The 15,883-nt window shown below is 72.0% G+C and carries 17 protein-coding genes; 9 read left to right on the top strand and 8 right to left on the bottom strand.

Annotation, left to right across the window (positions count from 1 at the left end; genetic code table 11):
* Positions 1-9: 9 nt before the first annotated feature.
* Positions 10-441 carry a VOC family protein gene (locus GGE06_RS03765; RefSeq protein WP_116161334.1) on the top strand — a complete coding sequence of 144 codons (432 nt, stop codon included), beginning with the start codon at positions 10-12 and terminating at the stop codon, positions 439-441.
* Here GGE06_RS03765 and GGE06_RS03760 read toward each other — a convergent pair.
* Positions 368-1,057, bottom strand: a complete 690-nt coding sequence (locus GGE06_RS03760) for a histone deacetylase (protein WP_116161333.1) — start codon at positions 1,055-1,057, stop codon at positions 368-370. The two genes, GGE06_RS03765 and GGE06_RS03760, sit on opposite strands and share 74 nt — an antisense overlap.
* A 79-nt stretch (positions 1,058-1,136) precedes the next feature.
* Here GGE06_RS03760 and GGE06_RS03755 point away from each other — a divergent pair, with 79 nt between their 5' ends.
* The gene (locus tag GGE06_RS03755) at positions 1,137-1,511 is read left to right on the top strand and encodes a MerR family transcriptional regulator (protein WP_116161332.1); all 375 of its coding nucleotides are present in this window, start codon (positions 1,137-1,139) and stop codon (positions 1,509-1,511) included.
* A 35-nt stretch (positions 1,512-1,546) separates the two neighbouring features.
* Positions 1,547-2,740, top strand: coding sequence for an MFS transporter (locus GGE06_RS03750; protein ID WP_116161331.1), 1,194 nt, complete (start codon positions 1,547-1,549; stop codon positions 2,738-2,740).
* Between the two features lie 4 nt (positions 2,741-2,744).
* Here GGE06_RS03750 and GGE06_RS03745 read toward each other — a convergent pair whose 3' ends face one another.
* The 3 genes from GGE06_RS03745 to glnA2 are packed head-to-tail and all read right to left on the bottom strand — an operon-like array spanning position 2,745 to position 5,174.
* Positions 2,745-3,233: a GNAT family N-acetyltransferase gene (locus GGE06_RS03745; protein ID WP_116161330.1), complete on the bottom strand. Its 489-nt coding sequence runs from the start codon at positions 3,231-3,233 to the stop codon at positions 2,745-2,747.
* A complete protein-coding gene (locus GGE06_RS03740) occupies positions 3,230-3,799 on the bottom strand; it encodes a hypothetical protein (RefSeq protein ID WP_181924650.1) in 570 nt (189 codons plus the stop codon). The genes GGE06_RS03745 and GGE06_RS03740 overlap by 4 nt, the downstream gene beginning before the upstream one ends.
* 13 nt (positions 3,800-3,812) lie before the next feature.
* Positions 3,813-5,174: a gamma-glutamylpolyamine synthetase GlnA2 gene (gene glnA2 / locus GGE06_RS03735; RefSeq protein ID WP_041128921.1), complete on the bottom strand. Its 1,362-nt coding sequence runs from the start codon at positions 5,172-5,174 to the stop codon at positions 3,813-3,815.
* A 293-nt stretch (positions 5,175-5,467) separates the two neighbouring features.
* On the opposite strand from glnA2, the gene GGE06_RS03730 reads away from it, so the two are divergent.
* From GGE06_RS03730 to GGE06_RS03715, 4 genes are all read left to right on the top strand, one after another.
* The gene (locus GGE06_RS03730; protein WP_246532300.1) at positions 5,468-5,803 is read left to right on the top strand and encodes a hypothetical protein; all 336 of its coding nucleotides are present in this window, start codon (positions 5,468-5,470) and stop codon (positions 5,801-5,803) included.
* A 91-nt stretch (positions 5,804-5,894) separates the two neighbouring features.
* On the top strand, positions 5,895-6,572 hold the full coding sequence (locus GGE06_RS03725) for a thioredoxin-like domain-containing protein (RefSeq protein WP_116161326.1): 678 nt from the start codon (positions 5,895-5,897) through the stop codon (positions 6,570-6,572).
* Positions 6,573-6,574: 2 nt separating this feature from the next.
* The gene (locus GGE06_RS03720; protein ID WP_116165576.1) at positions 6,575-7,198 is read left to right on the top strand and encodes a DUF305 domain-containing protein; all 624 of its coding nucleotides are present in this window, start codon (positions 6,575-6,577) and stop codon (positions 7,196-7,198) included.
* A 124-nt stretch (positions 7,199-7,322) separates the two neighbouring features.
* Positions 7,323-7,742, top strand: coding sequence for a CBS domain-containing protein (locus tag GGE06_RS03715; protein ID WP_116161325.1), 420 nt, complete (start codon positions 7,323-7,325; stop codon positions 7,740-7,742).
* Positions 7,743-7,804: 62 nt separating this feature from the next.
* On the opposite strand, the gene gadC is transcribed toward GGE06_RS03715, so the two are convergent.
* Entirely contained in the window at positions 7,805-9,283 is a 1,479-nt protein-coding gene (gene gadC / locus GGE06_RS03710) for a glutamate/gamma-aminobutyrate antiporter GadC (protein WP_116161324.1), read from the bottom strand.
* 103 nt (positions 9,284-9,386) lie between these two features.
* Between gadC and GGE06_RS03705 the strand changes: the two genes are divergently transcribed.
* Entirely contained in the window at positions 9,387-11,147 is a 1,761-nt protein-coding gene (locus GGE06_RS03705) for an NAD+ synthase (RefSeq protein ID WP_184930012.1), read from the top strand.
* Positions 11,148-11,159: 12 nt separating this feature from the next.
* Here GGE06_RS03705 and GGE06_RS03700 read toward each other — a convergent pair whose 3' ends face one another.
* The 3 genes from GGE06_RS03700 to GGE06_RS03690 all read right to left on the bottom strand — a co-directional run bounded on the left by GGE06_RS03700 (position 11,160) and on the right by GGE06_RS03690 (position 14,775).
* Positions 11,160-12,182 (bottom strand): endonuclease/exonuclease/phosphatase family protein, encoded by a 1,023-nt coding sequence (locus GGE06_RS03700; RefSeq protein ID WP_116161322.1) that lies wholly within the window; start codon positions 12,180-12,182, stop codon positions 11,160-11,162.
* A 186-nt stretch (positions 12,183-12,368) separates the two neighbouring features.
* Positions 12,369-13,004 (bottom strand): TetR/AcrR family transcriptional regulator, encoded by a 636-nt coding sequence (locus GGE06_RS03695; protein WP_221517786.1) that lies wholly within the window; start codon positions 13,002-13,004, stop codon positions 12,369-12,371.
* Between the two features lie 136 nt (positions 13,005-13,140).
* On the bottom strand, positions 13,141-14,775 hold the full coding sequence (locus tag GGE06_RS03690; protein ID WP_184930010.1) for a DHA2 family efflux MFS transporter permease subunit: 1,635 nt from the start codon (positions 14,773-14,775) through the stop codon (positions 13,141-13,143).
* A gap of 189 nt (positions 14,776-14,964) precedes the next feature.
* On the opposite strand from GGE06_RS03690, the gene panB reads away from it, so the two are divergent.
* Positions 14,965-15,828 (top strand): 3-methyl-2-oxobutanoate hydroxymethyltransferase, encoded by an 864-nt coding sequence (panB, locus tag GGE06_RS03685; RefSeq protein ID WP_116161319.1) that lies wholly within the window; start codon positions 14,965-14,967, stop codon positions 15,826-15,828.
* Positions 15,829-15,883: the final 55 nt, after the last annotated feature.

Genomic DNA, 15,883 nt, shown 5'->3' with positions numbered 1-15,883 from the left:
GTGGTCTCCATGAACTGGACTCTGGAAGTCGTCACCGTCCCCGTCACCGACCTGGACCGGGCGAAGGAGTTCTACGGCGAGAGGTGCGGCTTCACGGTCGACCTGGACACCGAGGTCGCGCCGGGCATGCGGGTCATCCAGGTGACGCCGCCGGGCTCGCGCTGCTCGATCGCGATGCAGAGCGGCCTGCCGCGGATGCCGGGGACGAAGGAGATGAGCCCGGGCAGCCTGCACGGCCTCCAGCTGTGCGTCACCGACCTCGACGCGGCGCGGGCGGAGCTCGTCGGCCGGGGTGTCGACGTCTCGCCGCTGATGCACGTCGGCGCGGCGGGCTGGGAGGACGGCAAGGGCGACCGCTGGAACTCGTTCATGACCTTCCAGGACCCGGACGGCAACGGCTGGGTCGTGCAGGAGGCCCCGTCGGAGCTGTCGGAGCGCTGAGGCCGGCCACGCTCTCCGCCGTCCAGTGCCCGGCGGCTCCGGGGCAGGACGCCAGATACGCGGCGACGTCGGCGTGCGGCCAGGCCCCGGTGCCGGCGAGCCCGGCCGCCAGGTGCCGGAGGTAGGCGGCGGAGGGTGCCCGGAGCCCGCCGTCGTCCGGCATCGGCCAGGGCGCGGTGAGCGTCACCACCGGGATCCCGTCGAGGAGTCCCGGGCACACGAGGGTCTCGTACCGTCCGGTCCCGAAGGCGCTGCGGCCGGTGGCGAGGGCCTCGGTCAGATCGAGGTCGGCACCGGGCTCGCGGTACATCTCCTGGGCGGCGACGTCCGAGAACTGCCCGACCGTCAGCAGGTGGGCGACGCCCCGGGCGGTGCCGTCCGCCGCCGGGTCGTAGAAGGCGCGGCCGCCGCCCCAGACGGGCGATGCGGTCGCGAAGTACACCCGGCCGGGCAGCACGACCGGCACGGACCGCTCCGGCGGGCGCCGGTCCCGGCACCCGGGGAACTCCCGCGCCCCGTCGGGCGGGCGCCCGCCGTCGAGGTAGTACCGCAGCCGCTCGGCGTGCGTGTTGGACCCGTAGGCGGCGTACCAGACGCGGGGCGTGGTCTCCGGCATGAGGCCCGACGCTAGCGCGGCGGTACCCGGAGGAGTACCGGCACTAGGGTGAACCCTCACGTCGACGAGAGGGGTTCGGGTGAAGATCGGTGAGCTGTCCCGCCTGACCGGGGTGAGCGTGCGCGCGCTGCGCTACTACGAGGAGGAGGGGCTGATCCGCCCCGACCGCGCCGGCAACGGCTACCGCGACTACTGCGAGGGCGCGGACGAGGTGGTCCGACAGATCCGGGGGCTCATCGACTGCGGGCTGCCCACCCGGATCATCCGCGACATCCTGCCCTACCTGGACGGGCCGGCCGATCTGCTGCCGCCGGTGCCGTGCGCGGAGATGCTCGACCAGGTGGCCGCCGAACGCGAACAGCTGGACCGGCGGATCCACTGCCTGGTCCGGAACCGCAACGCCCTCGACGCGTATCTGAAGGCGGCGCGGAGGGCGGCGCGGGACCGGACTTGACCCTCACGTAAGCGTGAGGGTTCTACCGTCCGGTCATGACAGCGACGACTCCCGCTCCGACCCTTGCCGCACCCCGTCCGCCCTGGCCCCTCGGCGGCCTCCTCACCCTCTCCGGTGCCGCCTTCGTCACGATCCTGACCGAGGCGCTGCCGGCCGGCGTCCTCCCGGCGATGAGTTCCGGCCTCGGGGTGACGGAGGCCCGCGCCGGCTTGCTGGTCACGGTCTACGCCCTGGCCGCGGCCGTCACCGCGATCCCCATGACGGCCTGGACCCTGCGGCTTCCCCGCCGCACCCTGCTCCTCTCGCTCCTGCTCGGCTTCGCCGCCACCAACGCCGTGACGGCCGCCTCCACCGGCTTCGCGCTCACCCTGGGGGCGCGGATCCTCTCCGGGGTGTTCGCCGGAATGCTGTGGGCGATGGTCCCGGCGTACGCGGCCCGTCTCGCGCCGCACCGCGGCGGCAAGGCCATCGCCACCGCGCTCGCGGGCATGACGGTCGGACTCTCGCTCGGCGTCCCGGCGGGCACGGCCCTCGGCGGACTGATCGGCTGGCGGGGCGTCTTCGCGGCCCTGACCGGCCTGGCGCTCGCCCTGGCGGCGACGGCGCGATGGCGCCTGCCCGCGCTCGCGGGGCAGAAGGCGGGAGAGGTCCGGGAGGGCCGCGGCCTGCGGGCCACGATCCGCACACCGGGGATCGCGGCGATCAACGCGGCCTCGATCGCGATGGTGCTCGGCTTCTACGTCCTCTACACGTACATCGCGCCCTTCGTGGAGCGGGCGGGCCTCGCGGTCTCCACGGGCACGGTCCTGTTCGTGTTCGGGCTCGGCTCGACGGCGGGCGTGTGGATCGCGGGAGCCACGGCGGACCGGTGGCTGCGGCGCTCGACACTCACCCTGCTGGCGCTGTCCGCCCTGTGCCTGGTGACGCTCGGCCTCTTCGCCGGCAGCACGGCGGTGGTCCTGGTCGCCGCGGTCCTGTGGGGCGTGACGCACGGCGGCATCCCCGCGCTCATGCAGACGGCGGGCGTCCGGGCGGCGCCCCACGACCCGGACACGGCCAACTCCCTCTGGGTGACGGGCTGGAACGTCGCCATGGCGGGCGGCTCGCTCCTCGGCGGCGCGGTCCTGGCGGGCGCGGGGACGTCAGCCCTGCCGTGGACGGCGGCGGCGCTGCTCGCGGTGTCGGTCCTGACGGCCGGCGCGGCCCGCCGCCACGGCTTTCCGCTCTGACCCCTCAGAACCCCCGGTAGAAGTGGCGCAGCTGCTCGTCCTCGGCGACGCACGCCATCCCGGCGGCCTCCATCACGCGGTGGGAGGCCGGGTTGTCCAGGTCGGCGTCCCCCTTCACCCCGGTGACTCCGGCCGTCCGGGCCACTTCGAGGATCGCCCGCAGCGCCTCGGAGGCGTAGCCGTTCCCCCGTACCCCCGGCACGAGCCCGTAGCCGATGGTCGCGACGCCGAGCTCGTCCGGCGGCCCGTGGAAGCCGATGCCGCCGACGGCGACGCCGTCGAGGCGTATCTCGTAGTTCCGGAACACCCCCGGGTCACCGCGCTCGGTGAGCCCGCGCAGGAACCCGGTGGCGGCCCGGACGTCCCCGTCCCCGGGGTACTCCGCTTCCCAGCGGTCGCCGTCCCCGGACTCCCGGGCGACGATGCGCTCGGCCTCGTCCCTGTTCAACGGATGCAACACGAGCCGCGCGGTGGCGACGGATTCGATCTTCACCGCGGCAGTCTGAACCGCCCGCCGGGTCCGGGGCAACCGGGTTTCCCGCCCGCCCGGCGGCGGTCCGGGCCGTCCGCCGCGTCCCGGGCGACGGCGCTTTCCCGCCCGGCCTCCGCCGGGGGCTGTCCGCGTGCCGCCCAGCGCCGCAGGCTCACCGTGTTGCTCCGCTTGCGCGACCGCGTCCCTCCGGTCTCCTCCGAGAGCTCCACGAACGCCGTGACCGGCGTCCACCGACGCCGGCCCCCGGGCGCGGTCCACCGGACGGCCGGGAAGCCGGTGACGCCGGTGACGGCCGCCCGCGGTATCACCCGTGTCCACACGAACCCGCGGACCACGAGCCGCCGCGCCTCGCACCGGACGCCCGCGCGGAACCCCCGCACGGCCAGGACCCCGCACGCCAGGGCGGCGGCCACCGCCGACGCCCGCCCCCAGCCGGTCCCGTCCTCCGCGCCGTACACGAGAAGGCCGGTACCCGGCACGAGACCGGGCAGCGTGTTGGCCAGCCGGTTGACGAGCGCGGGCACGAGCTCCGTACCGGGGGCCCGCCGGGGAGCGTCCCCCGTCACAGCACGTTCCCCGTCACAGCACCGGCAGGTTCTTCCGGAGCTCGAAGGCGGTGACCTCGGAGCGGTACTCCTCCCACTCCTGCTTCTTGTTGCGCAGGAAGAAGTCGAAGACGTGCTCGCCCAGCGTCTCCGCGACCAGTTCGCTCTTCTCCATCAGGGCGATCGCCTCTCCCAGGTTCTGCGGGAGCGGCTCGATGCCCATCGCGCGGCGCTCCGCGTCGGAGAGCGCCCAGACGTCGTCGTCGGCGCCGGCCGGGAGTTCGTAGCCCTCCTCGATGCCCTTGAGGCCGGCGGCGAGGAGGACCGCGTAGGTCAGGTACGGGTTGGCGCCCGAGTCGATGGAGCGGACCTCGACGCGCGACGAGCCCGTCTTGCCCGGCTTGTACATGGGGACGCGGATGAGCGCGGAGCGGTTGTTGTGGCCCCAGCAGATGTACGAGGGGGCCTCGCCGCCCGAGCCGGCCGTGCGGGAGGAGCCGCCCCAGATGCGCTTGTACGAGTTGACCCACTGGTTGGTGACGGCGGAGGTCTCGCCCGCGTGCCGCAGCAGGCCCGCGATGAAGGAGCGGCCCACCTTCGACAGCTGGTACTCGGCGCCCGACTCGTAGAAGGCGTTCCGGTCGCCCTCGAAGAGCGACAGGTGCGTGTGCATGCCCGAGCCGGGGTAGTCCGAGAACGGCTTCGGCATGAACGTGGCCTGCACGCCCTGTTCGAGGGCCACCTGCTTCATGACCAGGCGGAAGGTCATGATGTTGTCCGCGGTGGACAGCGCGTCGGCGTAGCGGAGGTCGATCTCCTGCTGGCCGGGCGCGCCCTCGTGGTGGGAGAACTCCACCGAGATGCCCATCGATTCGAGCATGGTGATGGCCTGGCGGCGGAAGTCCATGCCGACGTTCTGCGGGGTGTGGTCGAAGTAGCCCGAGTTGTCGGCGGGGGTCGGCCGGGTGCCGTCGAGCGGCTTGTCCTTCAGGAGGAAGAACTCGATCTCGGGGTGGGTGTAGAAGGTGAAGCCGAGGTCGGAGGTCTTGGCCAGGGCCCGCTTGAGGACGTAGCGCGGGTCGGCGAAGGACGGCGAGCCGTCCGGCATGAGGATGTCGCAGAACATCCGGGCCGTGCCCGGGGCCTCGGCGCGCCACGGCAGGATCTGGAAGGTGCCCGGGTCCGGCTTGGCGATCATGTCGGACTCGTACACGCGGGCGAAGCCCTCGATCGCGGAGCCGTCGAAGCCGATGCCCTCGTCGAAGGCCTGCTCCAGCTCGGCGGGGGCCACGGCCACCGACTTCAGGAAGCCCAGCACGTCGGTGAACCACAGACGTACGAAGCGGATGTCGCGCTCTTCGAGCGTCCGGAGCACGAATTCCTGCTGCTTGTCCATTTCCACACCCATCCTCGCTGGTCAGGCCGCCTGCTCCCACCGCCTCCGGTACATCGGGGGGCACCTGAGCATCCCACCACATGGTTTCGCGCACGTTGCACACCCATACTGCCTGCTCGGGTGTGACTCAGGTAACGGGGGAACGGCCGCATCGGGGTGGTTGTTCGCCCGTCCGGCTCCCGCCTCCCGGTACCGGGTGGTACCCCGTTCGGCCCACGGAGGCCTCTCGCCCACTACGATCTGCGCCCATGGGGGCCCCACGGCTCGTACGCCCGTCCCGACACGCGCGTCCCATGGCACTGGCGAGTGCCGTGGCGACGCTCCTCGCCGCGCTCTTCCTCTGCCTGGGGACCGCGCAGGGGCCGGAGCACCGGGGCGCCCACCACCAGGAGGGTCCGAGGGCCGCGGGTGTCACCGGCGAGTACACCTGCCCGTACGACCAGGGCGGCTGCTCCCTCTTCCCCTCGCTCTCCCCCGCGGTGCTCAGCGCGCCCCCGCTCGACCCCCCGCTCCACGCGGCGGGCGGGCCGCCGCGTCTCGCGCCGCCCTCCGATGACGGGCCGGGGCGCCGCTCCGGCGCCCGGCCACGCGCGCCGGACCTGCACGTCCTTCAAGTTCTCCGGACATAGCGGCGGCGGGCGCCCCGCCCCGAGGCGGGCCCCGCCCCCCGCATGTCCACCCCCGAACTCCACCCCACTCCCGAAGAAGGACGACCTCACCATGGCCGCTTCCCGTTCCGCCACCGCCGACCGCCGCGCCCGAATAGAGGAGATGCGCCGCGCCGAGCAGGCCCGCGAGCGCCGCAACCGCTTCCTCACCATCGGCATCTCCACCGTCGTCGTGCTGGGCCTCGTCGGCTTCGGCACGTTCGTGCTGATGAAGAAGTCCGATGACCAGGACAAGAAGGACGCCGCCGCCAAGGCCCCGATCGCGGCCGAGAAGACCTGGGACCCGAAGAAGCTGGGCCGCAACCACGTGCAGACGGCCGTCAAGTACGACATGAAGCCGCCGGTCGGCGGCGACCACAACCCGGTGTGGATGAACTGCGACGGCGTGGTCTACGACAAGAAGATCGCCGACGTGAACGCCGTGCACTCCCTGGAGCACGGGGCCGTCTGGGTGACGTACAACAAGCAGGCCTCCCAGGCCGACGTGAAGAAGCTCGCCGACAAGGTCGGCAAGACCAAGTACTCGCTGATGAGCCCCATGGACGACCAGGCCGGGGCGATCACGCTGTCCGCCTGGGGCAAGCAGGTGACCGTGGACAACGCGGACGACCCGCGCGTCGACGCCTTCTTCACGAAGTACGTGCAGGGTCCGCAGACCCCGGAGCCGGGCGCGGCCTGCACCGGTGGCCTCGACGGCAGCGGTCAGGGCGGCGCGGGGATGGGCCAGTGAAGCTGAACCGTACGCAGGGGGCGGCGGTCACGGCCGTCGTCCTGGCGCTGCTGTTCGCCGGGGGCGCGGTCACCGTCGCCTCCGCGAACCGCGACGAGGCCCCGGCCGCCCCGGTCTCCTCGTCCGCGGACGCCGGCTTCGCCCGGGACATGGCCGTCCACCACCAGCAGGCCGTCGAGATGTCGTTCATCGTCCGGGACCGGACGAAGGACGAGGAGGTCCGTCGGCTCGCGTACGACATCGCCAACACCCAGGCCAACCAGCGGGGCATGATGCTCGGCTGGCTGGACCTGTGGGGACTGCCGAAGAACGTGTCCGGGGTCGAGCCGATGGCCTGGATGGGCATGGGCGACATGGGTGACATGGGCCCGATGGACGGGGCCCTGATGCCGGGCATGGCGACCAACGCGCAGCTGGACGAGCTGCGCAGGGCCAGTGGCCGGGACGCCGAGGTCCTGTACCTGAAGCTCATGACCGCGCACCACAAGGGCGGGGTCCACATGGCCGAGGGCTGTGTCCAGAAGTGCTCCGTGGACATCGAGCGGAACCTCGCGCAGGGCATGGTCGACGCGCAGACGTCCGAGATCGCGCTGATGGCGGACATGCTGAAGAAGCGCGGGGCCTGACGCCCCCGTCCGTGACCGGCCCCGGCCCCCGTGACCCGCTGCGGTCGCGGGGGCCGTGCCGTCCGCCGACAATGGGTGGGCTCGGGGATTCGTACGACACGTTCGAACGAAAGGTACGCACCCCATGACCACGGCGAAGGACATCATGCATTCCGGGGCCCAGTGGATCCCGGCACACGAGACGCTCGACCGTGCCGCGCAGATGATGCGCGACCTGAACGTGGGCGCACTGCCCATCGCCGACCAGAACGAACGCCTGTCCGGCATCATCACGGACCGTGACATCGTCGTCGGCTGTGTGGCCATGGGCCACGACCCGTCGAAGATCACCTGCGGCGAGATGGCGAAGGGCACTCCGCGCTGGGTCGAATCGAACGCGGACGTGGGCGCCGTCCTGGAGGAGATGCAGAGCCACCAGATCCGGCGGCTGCCGGTCATCGAGAACAAGCGGCTCGTCGGCATGATCAGCGAGGCCGACCTGGCACAGCACCTCACCGACGACCAGCTCAAGGCGTTCTGCGAGAGCGTCTACGCCGCTTCCTGACCCCCCTCACCCTCCGCACTGCGGCCCGGCGGCCCCGCAGGGGGCCGCCGGGCCCTCGTGCGTCAGGGCGCGGCCGTGGGTTCCCGGTGGTCGGGGTGGACCCAGCTGGGCTTGCGGTACTTGAGGAGCGCGGCCGGGATCGCGATGCCGAGGAGCAGCAGGCCGCCGCCGACGATCAGGAGGTAGCGCCAGAGCGGCTGACCGGCGAACTGGTCGGGCGGGACGAAGCCGATGACGAGCGCGGCGACGGAGGCGACGAAGCCGACGACGGCGACCCAGGTGACGGCGGGGACGCGGAAGCCGCGCTCCACGTCGGGCTGGGTGCGGCGGAGCCTGACGACGGCGACGAACATCAGCAGGTACGCGATCAGGTAGATCTGCACCGTGATGACGGAGAACATCCAGTACGAGCTGGAGACGCTGTCGCTGAAGGCGTAGAGGACGCCGATCAGGGTGGTGACGACGCCCTGGGCGACCATGATGCTGGTCGGGGAGCCGGCCTTGTTGAACTTCTGGAAGGCGGGCGGGAGGTAGCCCTCCTGCCGGGAGAGCAGGACGAGGCCCTTGGCGGGTCCGGAGAGCCAGGTGAGCATGCCGCCGAGGGCGGCGCAGACCAGCATGACGCCGACGACCCTGGTCATCCAGCCGATGGAGAAGTGCTCGAAGAAGGCCTGGAATGCCTGCATGAGGCCGGCGGTGAGGCTGAGCTGGTCGGACGGCATGACCCAGGCGATGGCGAGGGCCGGAAGGATGAAGATCAGCAGGACGAGGCCGGTCGCCAGGAACATCGACTTCGGGTACTCGCGCTTGGGCTCGCGCAGCGAGGAGACGTGGACGCCGTTCATCTCCATGCCCGCGTAGGACAGGAAGTTGTTGACGATGAGGACCAGGCTCGCGAGGCCGGTCCAGGGCGGGAGCCAGTGGTCGGCGCTCATGGGCTGGGCGGAGGGGTTGCCCTGGCCGAGGAAGACCAGGCCGAGGACGACGAGCAGCACGCCGGGGACGAGGGTGCCGACGACGAGACCGAAGGAGGAGAGTCCGGCGATGGCCTTGGTGCCGCGCGAGGAGATCCAGACGCCGGACCAGTAGACGGTGACGATGACGATCGCGACGTAGAGGCCGTTCTCGGCGAGCGAGGGGTCGATGACGTACGCGAAGGTCGAGGCGACGTAGGCGAGCAGGCTCGGGTAGTACGCGATGGTCATGGCGAACTGGCACCAGACGGCGAGGAAGCCGAGGGGCTTGCCGAGGGCCTCGCTCACCCAGCGGTAGATGCCGCCCGACCAGCCGGAGGCGAGTTCGGCGCCGACGAGGGCGGTGGGGAGGAGGAAGACGATGGCGGGGAGGAGGTAGAGGAAGATCGCGGCCAGTCCGTAGATGGCCATGGTCGGCGCGGGGCGCAGGGAGGCGACGGACGCCGTGGTCATGAAGGCCAGCGTCAGCCACGAGATGAACTGCCTCTTGGTCCCGTCGTCCTGCGCGACCGCCGTGCCGGTCGCGGCGGGCCGTTCCGACTCTGCCGGTTCGTCAGTGGTCGTCATGGGGCCATGATCAGCGGGGGCCGACGGGCCCGCATGTCGGCGGGGCGTGACGCGTGCCCCGTATCCCAGGACATAGCGTCGGTCTGACGATTACACTGGGCGGGTGCCTCAACTACGCCTCGCCCTGAATCAGATCGACTCGACCGTCGGAGACATCGCCGGGAACGCCGAGGCGATCGTGCACTGGACCCGGCACGCCGCCGGGCAGGGCGCGCATCTCGTCGCGTTCCCCGAGATGGCGCTGACCGGATATCCCGTCGAGGACCTCGCGCTGCGCTCCTCCTTCGTCGAGGCGTCCCGGACGGCCCTGTACGGGCTCGCCCGGCGCCTCGCGGACGAGGGGTTCGGGGAGCTGCCGGTCGTCGTCGGCTACCTCGACCGCTCCGAGCGGGCCGAGCCGCGGCTCGGCCGACCGGCCGGTTCGCCGGAGAACGCCGCCGCCGTGCTGCACGGCGGCGAGGTGGTGCTGCGCTTCGCCAAGCACCACCTGCCGAACTACGGCGTCTTCGACGAGTACCGCTACTTCGTGCAGGGCGACACCCTTCCGGTCGTCCGCGTCCACGGCGTCGACGTGGCCCTGGCGATCTGCGAGGACCTGTGGCAGGAGGGCGGCAGGGTCCCGGCGACGCGCAGCGCCGGGGCGGGCCTGCTGCTCTCGGTCAACGCCTCGCCGTACGAGCGGAACAAGGACGACACCCGGCTCGAACTGGTCCGCAAGCGGGCCCAGGAGGCCGGCTGCGTCACCGCGTACCTGGCGATGACGGGCGGTCAGGACGAGCTGGTCTTCGACGGCGACTCGATCGTCGTGGACGCGGCCGGCGAAGTGATCGCGCGCGCCCCGCAGTTCGTGGAGGGCAGCGTGATCCTCGACCTGGAGCTGCCGGCGGCCTCGGCGGACGCGCCCGAGGGCCTGGTCGACGACGGGCTGCGGATCGACCGGGTCGTGCTGTCGGAGGAGCCGCTGCCCGCGTACGAGCCGGAGCTGACGGGCGGTTACGCGCACCGGCTCGACGACGACGAGGAGATCTACTCGGCGCTCGTGATCGGCCTGCGGGCGTACGTCGCGAAGAACGGTTTCCGCTCGGTGCTCGTCGGGCTCTCCGGCGGCATCGACTCGGCGCTCGTCGCCGCGATCGCCTGCGACGCGCTCGGCGCGGACCAGGTGTACGGGGTGTCGATGCCCTCGAAGTACTCCTCCGACCACTCGCGCGGCGACGCCGCCGAACTGGCCCGCCGCACCGGGCTGCACTTCCGCACCGTGTCGATCGAGCCGATGTTCGACGCGTACATGGGCGCGCTCGGGCTCACCGGCCTCGCCGAGGAGAACCTCCAGTCGCGGCTGCGCGGCACGATGCTGATGGCGCTCTCCAACCAGGAGGGGCACATCGTCCTCGCGCCCGGCAACAAGTCGGAGCTCGCGGTGGGCTATTCGACGCTGTACGGCGACTCCGTCGGCGCGTTCGGGCCCATCAAGGACGTCTACAAGTCGACCGTGTTCCGGCTCGCCCGCTGGCGCAACCGGGCGGCCGAGGAGCGCGGCCAGACCCCGCCGATCCCGGAGGCCTCGATCACCAAGCCGCCCAGCGCCGAGCTGCGCCCGGGCCAGGTCGACACGGACTCGCTGCCGGACTACGACGTCCTCGACGCGGTCCTCGCGCTGTACGTGGACCAGGACCAGGGCCGGGACGCCATCGTGGCGGCCGGGTTCGACGAGGAGCTCGTGACGCGGACGCTGCGGATGGTGGACACGGCGGAGTACAAGCGGCGCCAGTACCCGCCGGGCACCAAGATCTCGGCGAAGGGCTTCGGCAAGGACCGGCGGCTGCCGATCACGAACCGCTGGCGGGAGGCGCCGGCCGGCTGACCGCCGGGAAGGTCAGAGCGTCACCCGGGCGGCGAGCGGCAGATGGTCGCTCGCCGTCTGCGGCAGCGCCCAGGAGGACACCGGCTCCACGCCCTTGACCATGATCTGGTCGATGCGGGCCATCGGGAACGAGGCCGGCCAGCTGAAGCCGAAGCCGTCGCCCGCCGCGCCCTGGGTGGAGCGCAGCTGCGAGGTGACGGCGTTCAGGGCGCGGTCGTTCATGGTGCCGTTGAGGTCGCCGAGGAGGACGATCCGCTCGTGCCGGTCCTTGGAGATGGCCTCGCCGAGCGCGTTGGCGCTGGTGTCGCGCTGGTTGGCGGTGAAGCCGGCGTTCAGCTTGACCCGTACGGACGGCAGGTGGGCGACGTACACCGCCACCTCGCCCTTCGGGGTGACGACCGAGGCGCGCATGGCGCGGGTCCAGCCCAGGCGGATGTCGACGGGCTGCGCGGCGCGCAGCGGCAGCTTGCTCCAGAGCCCGACGGTGCCCTGGACGGAGTGGTGCGGGTAGGCCTCGGCGAGGCCCTTCTCGTAGACCGGGACCATGTCGCCCTTCAGCTCCTCCAGGGCGAGCACGTCGGCGCCGGAGGCGGCGAGCGCACGGGCCGTGCCCTCGGGGTCGGCGTTCTCGGCGTTCACGTTGTGCGTGGCGACGGTCAGGTCGCCGCCCGGGGCCGACTTGTCGGCGACGAGGCCGCCGAAGAGGTTGAGCCACACCAGGGCCGGCAGCAGCAGGGCGATCAGCGCGGTGGCGGACCGGCGCACCAGGGCGAGCACCAGGAGCAGCGGCACGAACAGGCCGAGCCAGGGCAGGAAGGTCTCGGTGAGGCTGCCCAGGTTGCCGATCCGGTTGGGGATGTCGGAGTGGAACACCATGAGCAGCGTCAGCGCGACGGCGATCACCGCGAGGACGATGCCTCTGCGCCAGATCCCCCGGTCGTGGCGGAGCCCGTCGAGCGCGGTCCGGAACCGGGACCGGGGGCGCCCGCTCCCCGCGCCGCCGTGCTCGGTATCCGTCATGTCCACCCGTGCCATCGCACTGTCCTCACTGCCTTGCTGCCGTGCCGTCCCGCTCCGTGACCCCGACGTCGACACTAGGCGATGACGGGTCCGTCGTACTCACCCAGGGACGACACCGGTGCGTGGCGGGTTCCTGCAGGTGGCGCGGGCGGGCAGGCTGTGACAGAACGCGCACATTCGTGCCGGTCTCAGCCCCGGGTCTCAGCCGCGGGGCCGCAGGCCCTCCATGACGGCGTCGACGACGCGCTCGGCGAGGTCGGGCTCCAGGGTGGCGCCGGGGCGGATGACGGTACGGAGCAGCAGGGGGCCGGTGAAGAGGTCGTTGACGAACTCGACGTCGAGGTCGTCGCGGATCTCCCCCAGCTCCATGCCGCGCCGCACCGTGTCCAGGCCCATGCGGCGGCGGGGTTCGATGACGGTGTTCTGGTAGGCGTCCCACAGCTTGGGATAGGCCTGCATCTGCGAGAAGACGCTGTGGAGCAGGGCGGAGGACCGCTTGGCGAGGCCGCGCTGCCGCAGCATCTCCAGGAGCATGACGAGGTCGTCGCGGACCGAGGTGCCGGTCAGCACCGGGTCCTGGGGCTCCACGGAGCGGAGCAGCTCGACGAAGAGCTCCTCCTTGCCGGGCCAGCGGCGGTAGATGGTGGCCTTGCCGACGCCGGCGGTGCGGGCGATCCGCTCGATGGACAGCTCGGCGAGCGGGACGCCCTCCTCCAGGAGCCCGCCGACCGCGTCGAAGATGGCCTGCTCCACGGCCTCGGACCGCGGCCGCCCCCGCCGGACCGCCTCCGGCGGGGCGGACCCGTCGTCGTGGGGTTCGGGGATCCCGCCTTGCAGGGACACGTGCGCTCCGTCTCGTCCGGGTACTGCCTGTCGCCCCCTGATTCTCTCGCGCCCCCGCCCCGTCGTGGGCGATCGCCCACACGGGCGGGGCGGGGGAACCGCCCTGGAGCCCGACCCGCCGGGACCGGGATCAGCCGGCCGGGGTCGGGGCCTGGCTCTGGTCGGTGGCCGGACCCGGGACCGGGGCCTGGCCCGGGGCCGTGGGCGCATCCGCGCCGCGGCCCGGGAGGAAGACCGCCACCACCACCGCGCCCGCCAGGCCGATCGCCGCCGAGGCGAGGGCCGTCACGTGCATCGCGTCCAGGAAGGCCGTGTACGCGGGGGCGACGAGGTCCTGGCCCGACGGGCCGAGTTTCGACGCGATCGCGAGCGTCGCCTCGATGGACTCGCCCGCCGTGTCGCGCAGGGCCGCCGGGACGCCGCCGAGGTGGCCCTCGATCTCGCCGCGGTACGTGGAGGACAGCACCGAGCCGAGGACGGCGACGCCCAGCGCGCCGCCGACCTGCCGGAAGGTGTTGTTGATGGCGGAGCCGGAGCCCGCCTTCTCGCGGGGCAGCGCCTGCATGATCGAGACCGTGACGGGCGGCATGATGTGCGCCATGCCCGCGCCCTGGAGGAAGAAGACGACCTCCAGCGCCCAGACCGGCGTCGTGGCGTCGAAGAGGGCGAAGGCCGCGAGGCCGAGGGCGACGAGCACCATGCCGGCGGTGCAGACGGCCCGCGCGCCGAAGCGCTCGACGACGAGCCGGGCCCGGGGCGCGAAGACCATCTGCGCGACGGCGAGCGGCAGGATGAGCAGTCCGGACTCCAGCGCGCTGTAGCCGCGGACGCTCTGCAGGTAGAAGGCGGAGAAGAAGGTCACGCCCATGAGGGCGAAGAAGACGAGCGCGATCGCGGCGACGGCCGCCGAGAACGCGGGCTTCTTGAAGTACGACATGTCGATCGCCGGGTGGTCGCTGCGCCGCTCGTGGAGGACGAAGACGGCGAGGACCGCGACGCCGCCGAGGACGGGCGCGAGGACGGTGACGTCGGTGAAGCTGGCCAGCTCGCCGCCGCGGATGATCCCGTACACGAGGAGGACGAGTCCGACGACGGAGAGCAGCACGCCGGGTATGTCGACCCGGCCGGGGTTCGGGTCCCGGGAGTCGGGCACGAGCCACAGCATCAGGGCGAGGGCGAGGATCACCACGGGCACGTTGACGAGGAAGATCGATCCCCACCAGAAGTGTTCGAGGAGGATGCCTCCGGTGATGGGGCCGATCGCGATGGCGAGGCCGACGCTGCCGGCCCAGATGCCGATGGCCTTGGGCTGCTCGTCGCGCTCGAAGACGTTCATGAGGACGGCGAGCGTCGCGGGCATGACGAACGCGGCGCCGAGGCCCATGACGGCCCGGTAGGCGATGAGCTCGCCCGGGGAGCCGGAGAGCGCGGCGAGGGCGGAGCCGATGCCGAAGACGGTGATGCCGAAGAGGAGCACCTTCTTGCGGCCGAGGCGGTCGCCGAGGAGGCCCGAGGTGAAGAGGAGTCCGGCGAAGACGAGCGTGTAGGAGTTGATGGACCACTCCAGCTCGCTCTGGGTGGCTCCGATGCCGGTGGGCGCGGGCGCGGCGATCGTCTTGACCGCGACGTTCAGGATGGAGTTGTCGAGGACGACGATCAGCAGGCTGAGCATGAGGACGCCGAGGACGGCCCAGCGACGCCGGTGGACGGCCTCGGGGACTCGGGGCCCGGCGGGCACGGCGGGTGCGGTGGACGGCTGTGACATGAGCACCACCCTAGGGCAATTTCGATACGAGACCGTCTCGTATCGAAAAACAGGGAGAAGTCTTTACGCTGCCGCCGTGTGAACAGCGCCACTCCGGCCCACTTCCCCGCCCGCCCGGCGAAGTGCCACCATGGACGTGGTCCGGGGACGCCACAGGGCGCCTCGAGATGACAAGAGGAGCCGTTCACCATGACGCTTCAGGCTGCCCAGAAACCGCCCGCCGACAGCGGCAAGACGCTGTACGGCGGCAAGGGCACGCGCCGCATCACCGTCCACGACATCGCCGCCGCCAAGGTCCGCGGCGAGAAGTGGCCCATGCTCACCGCCTACGACGCGATGACCGCGTCGGTCTTCGACGAGGCCGGCATCCCGGTGATCCTCGTCGGCGACTCGATGGGCAACTGTCACCTCGGCTACGAGACCACCGTGCCCGTCACGATGGACGAGATGACCTTCCTGTCCGCCGCCGTCGTCCGGGGCACCAAGCGCGCCCTCGTCGTCGGCGACCTCCCGTTCGGCTCGTACCAGGAAGGGCCCGTCCAGGCCCTGCGCAACGCCACCCGGCTCGTCAAGGACGCGGGCGTCGGCGCGATCAAGCTGGAGGGCGGCGAGCGCTCGCTGCCGCAGACCGAGCTGCTCGTCCAGGCCGGCATCCCCGTCATGTCCCACCTGGGGCTCACCCCGCAGTCCGTCAACACGATGGGCTACCGGGTGCAGGGCCGCTCCGACGAGGCCGCCCACCGGCTGCTCAGCGACGCCAAGGCGGCGCAGGACGCGGGCGCCTTCGCCGTCGTCCTGGAGCTCGTACCGGCCGAGCTGGCCGCCGAGGTCACCCGCTCTCTGCACATCCCGACCATCGGCATCGGCGCCGGGGCCGGCACCGACGCGCAGGTCCTCGTCTGGACCGACATGGCCGGCCTGACCGGCGGCAAGGTGCCGCGCTTCACCAAGCAGTACGCCAACCTCCGCGAGACGCTCGGCGACGCCGCCCGCGCCTTCGCCGAGGACGTCAACGGCGGGGCGTTCCCCGCCGAGGAGCACACCTTCCACTAGCCGCAGCGGCACCACCCGACAGCCCGCCGACATCCCCCATCGGCGGGCTGTCGGT

Origin of the sequence: Streptomyces nymphaeiformis (assembly GCF_014203895.1) — a bacterium.
GTDB lineage: Bacteria > Actinomycetota > Actinomycetes > Streptomycetales > Streptomycetaceae > Streptomyces > Streptomyces nymphaeiformis.
This window is presented reverse-complemented; position numbering and strand designations above follow the sequence as displayed.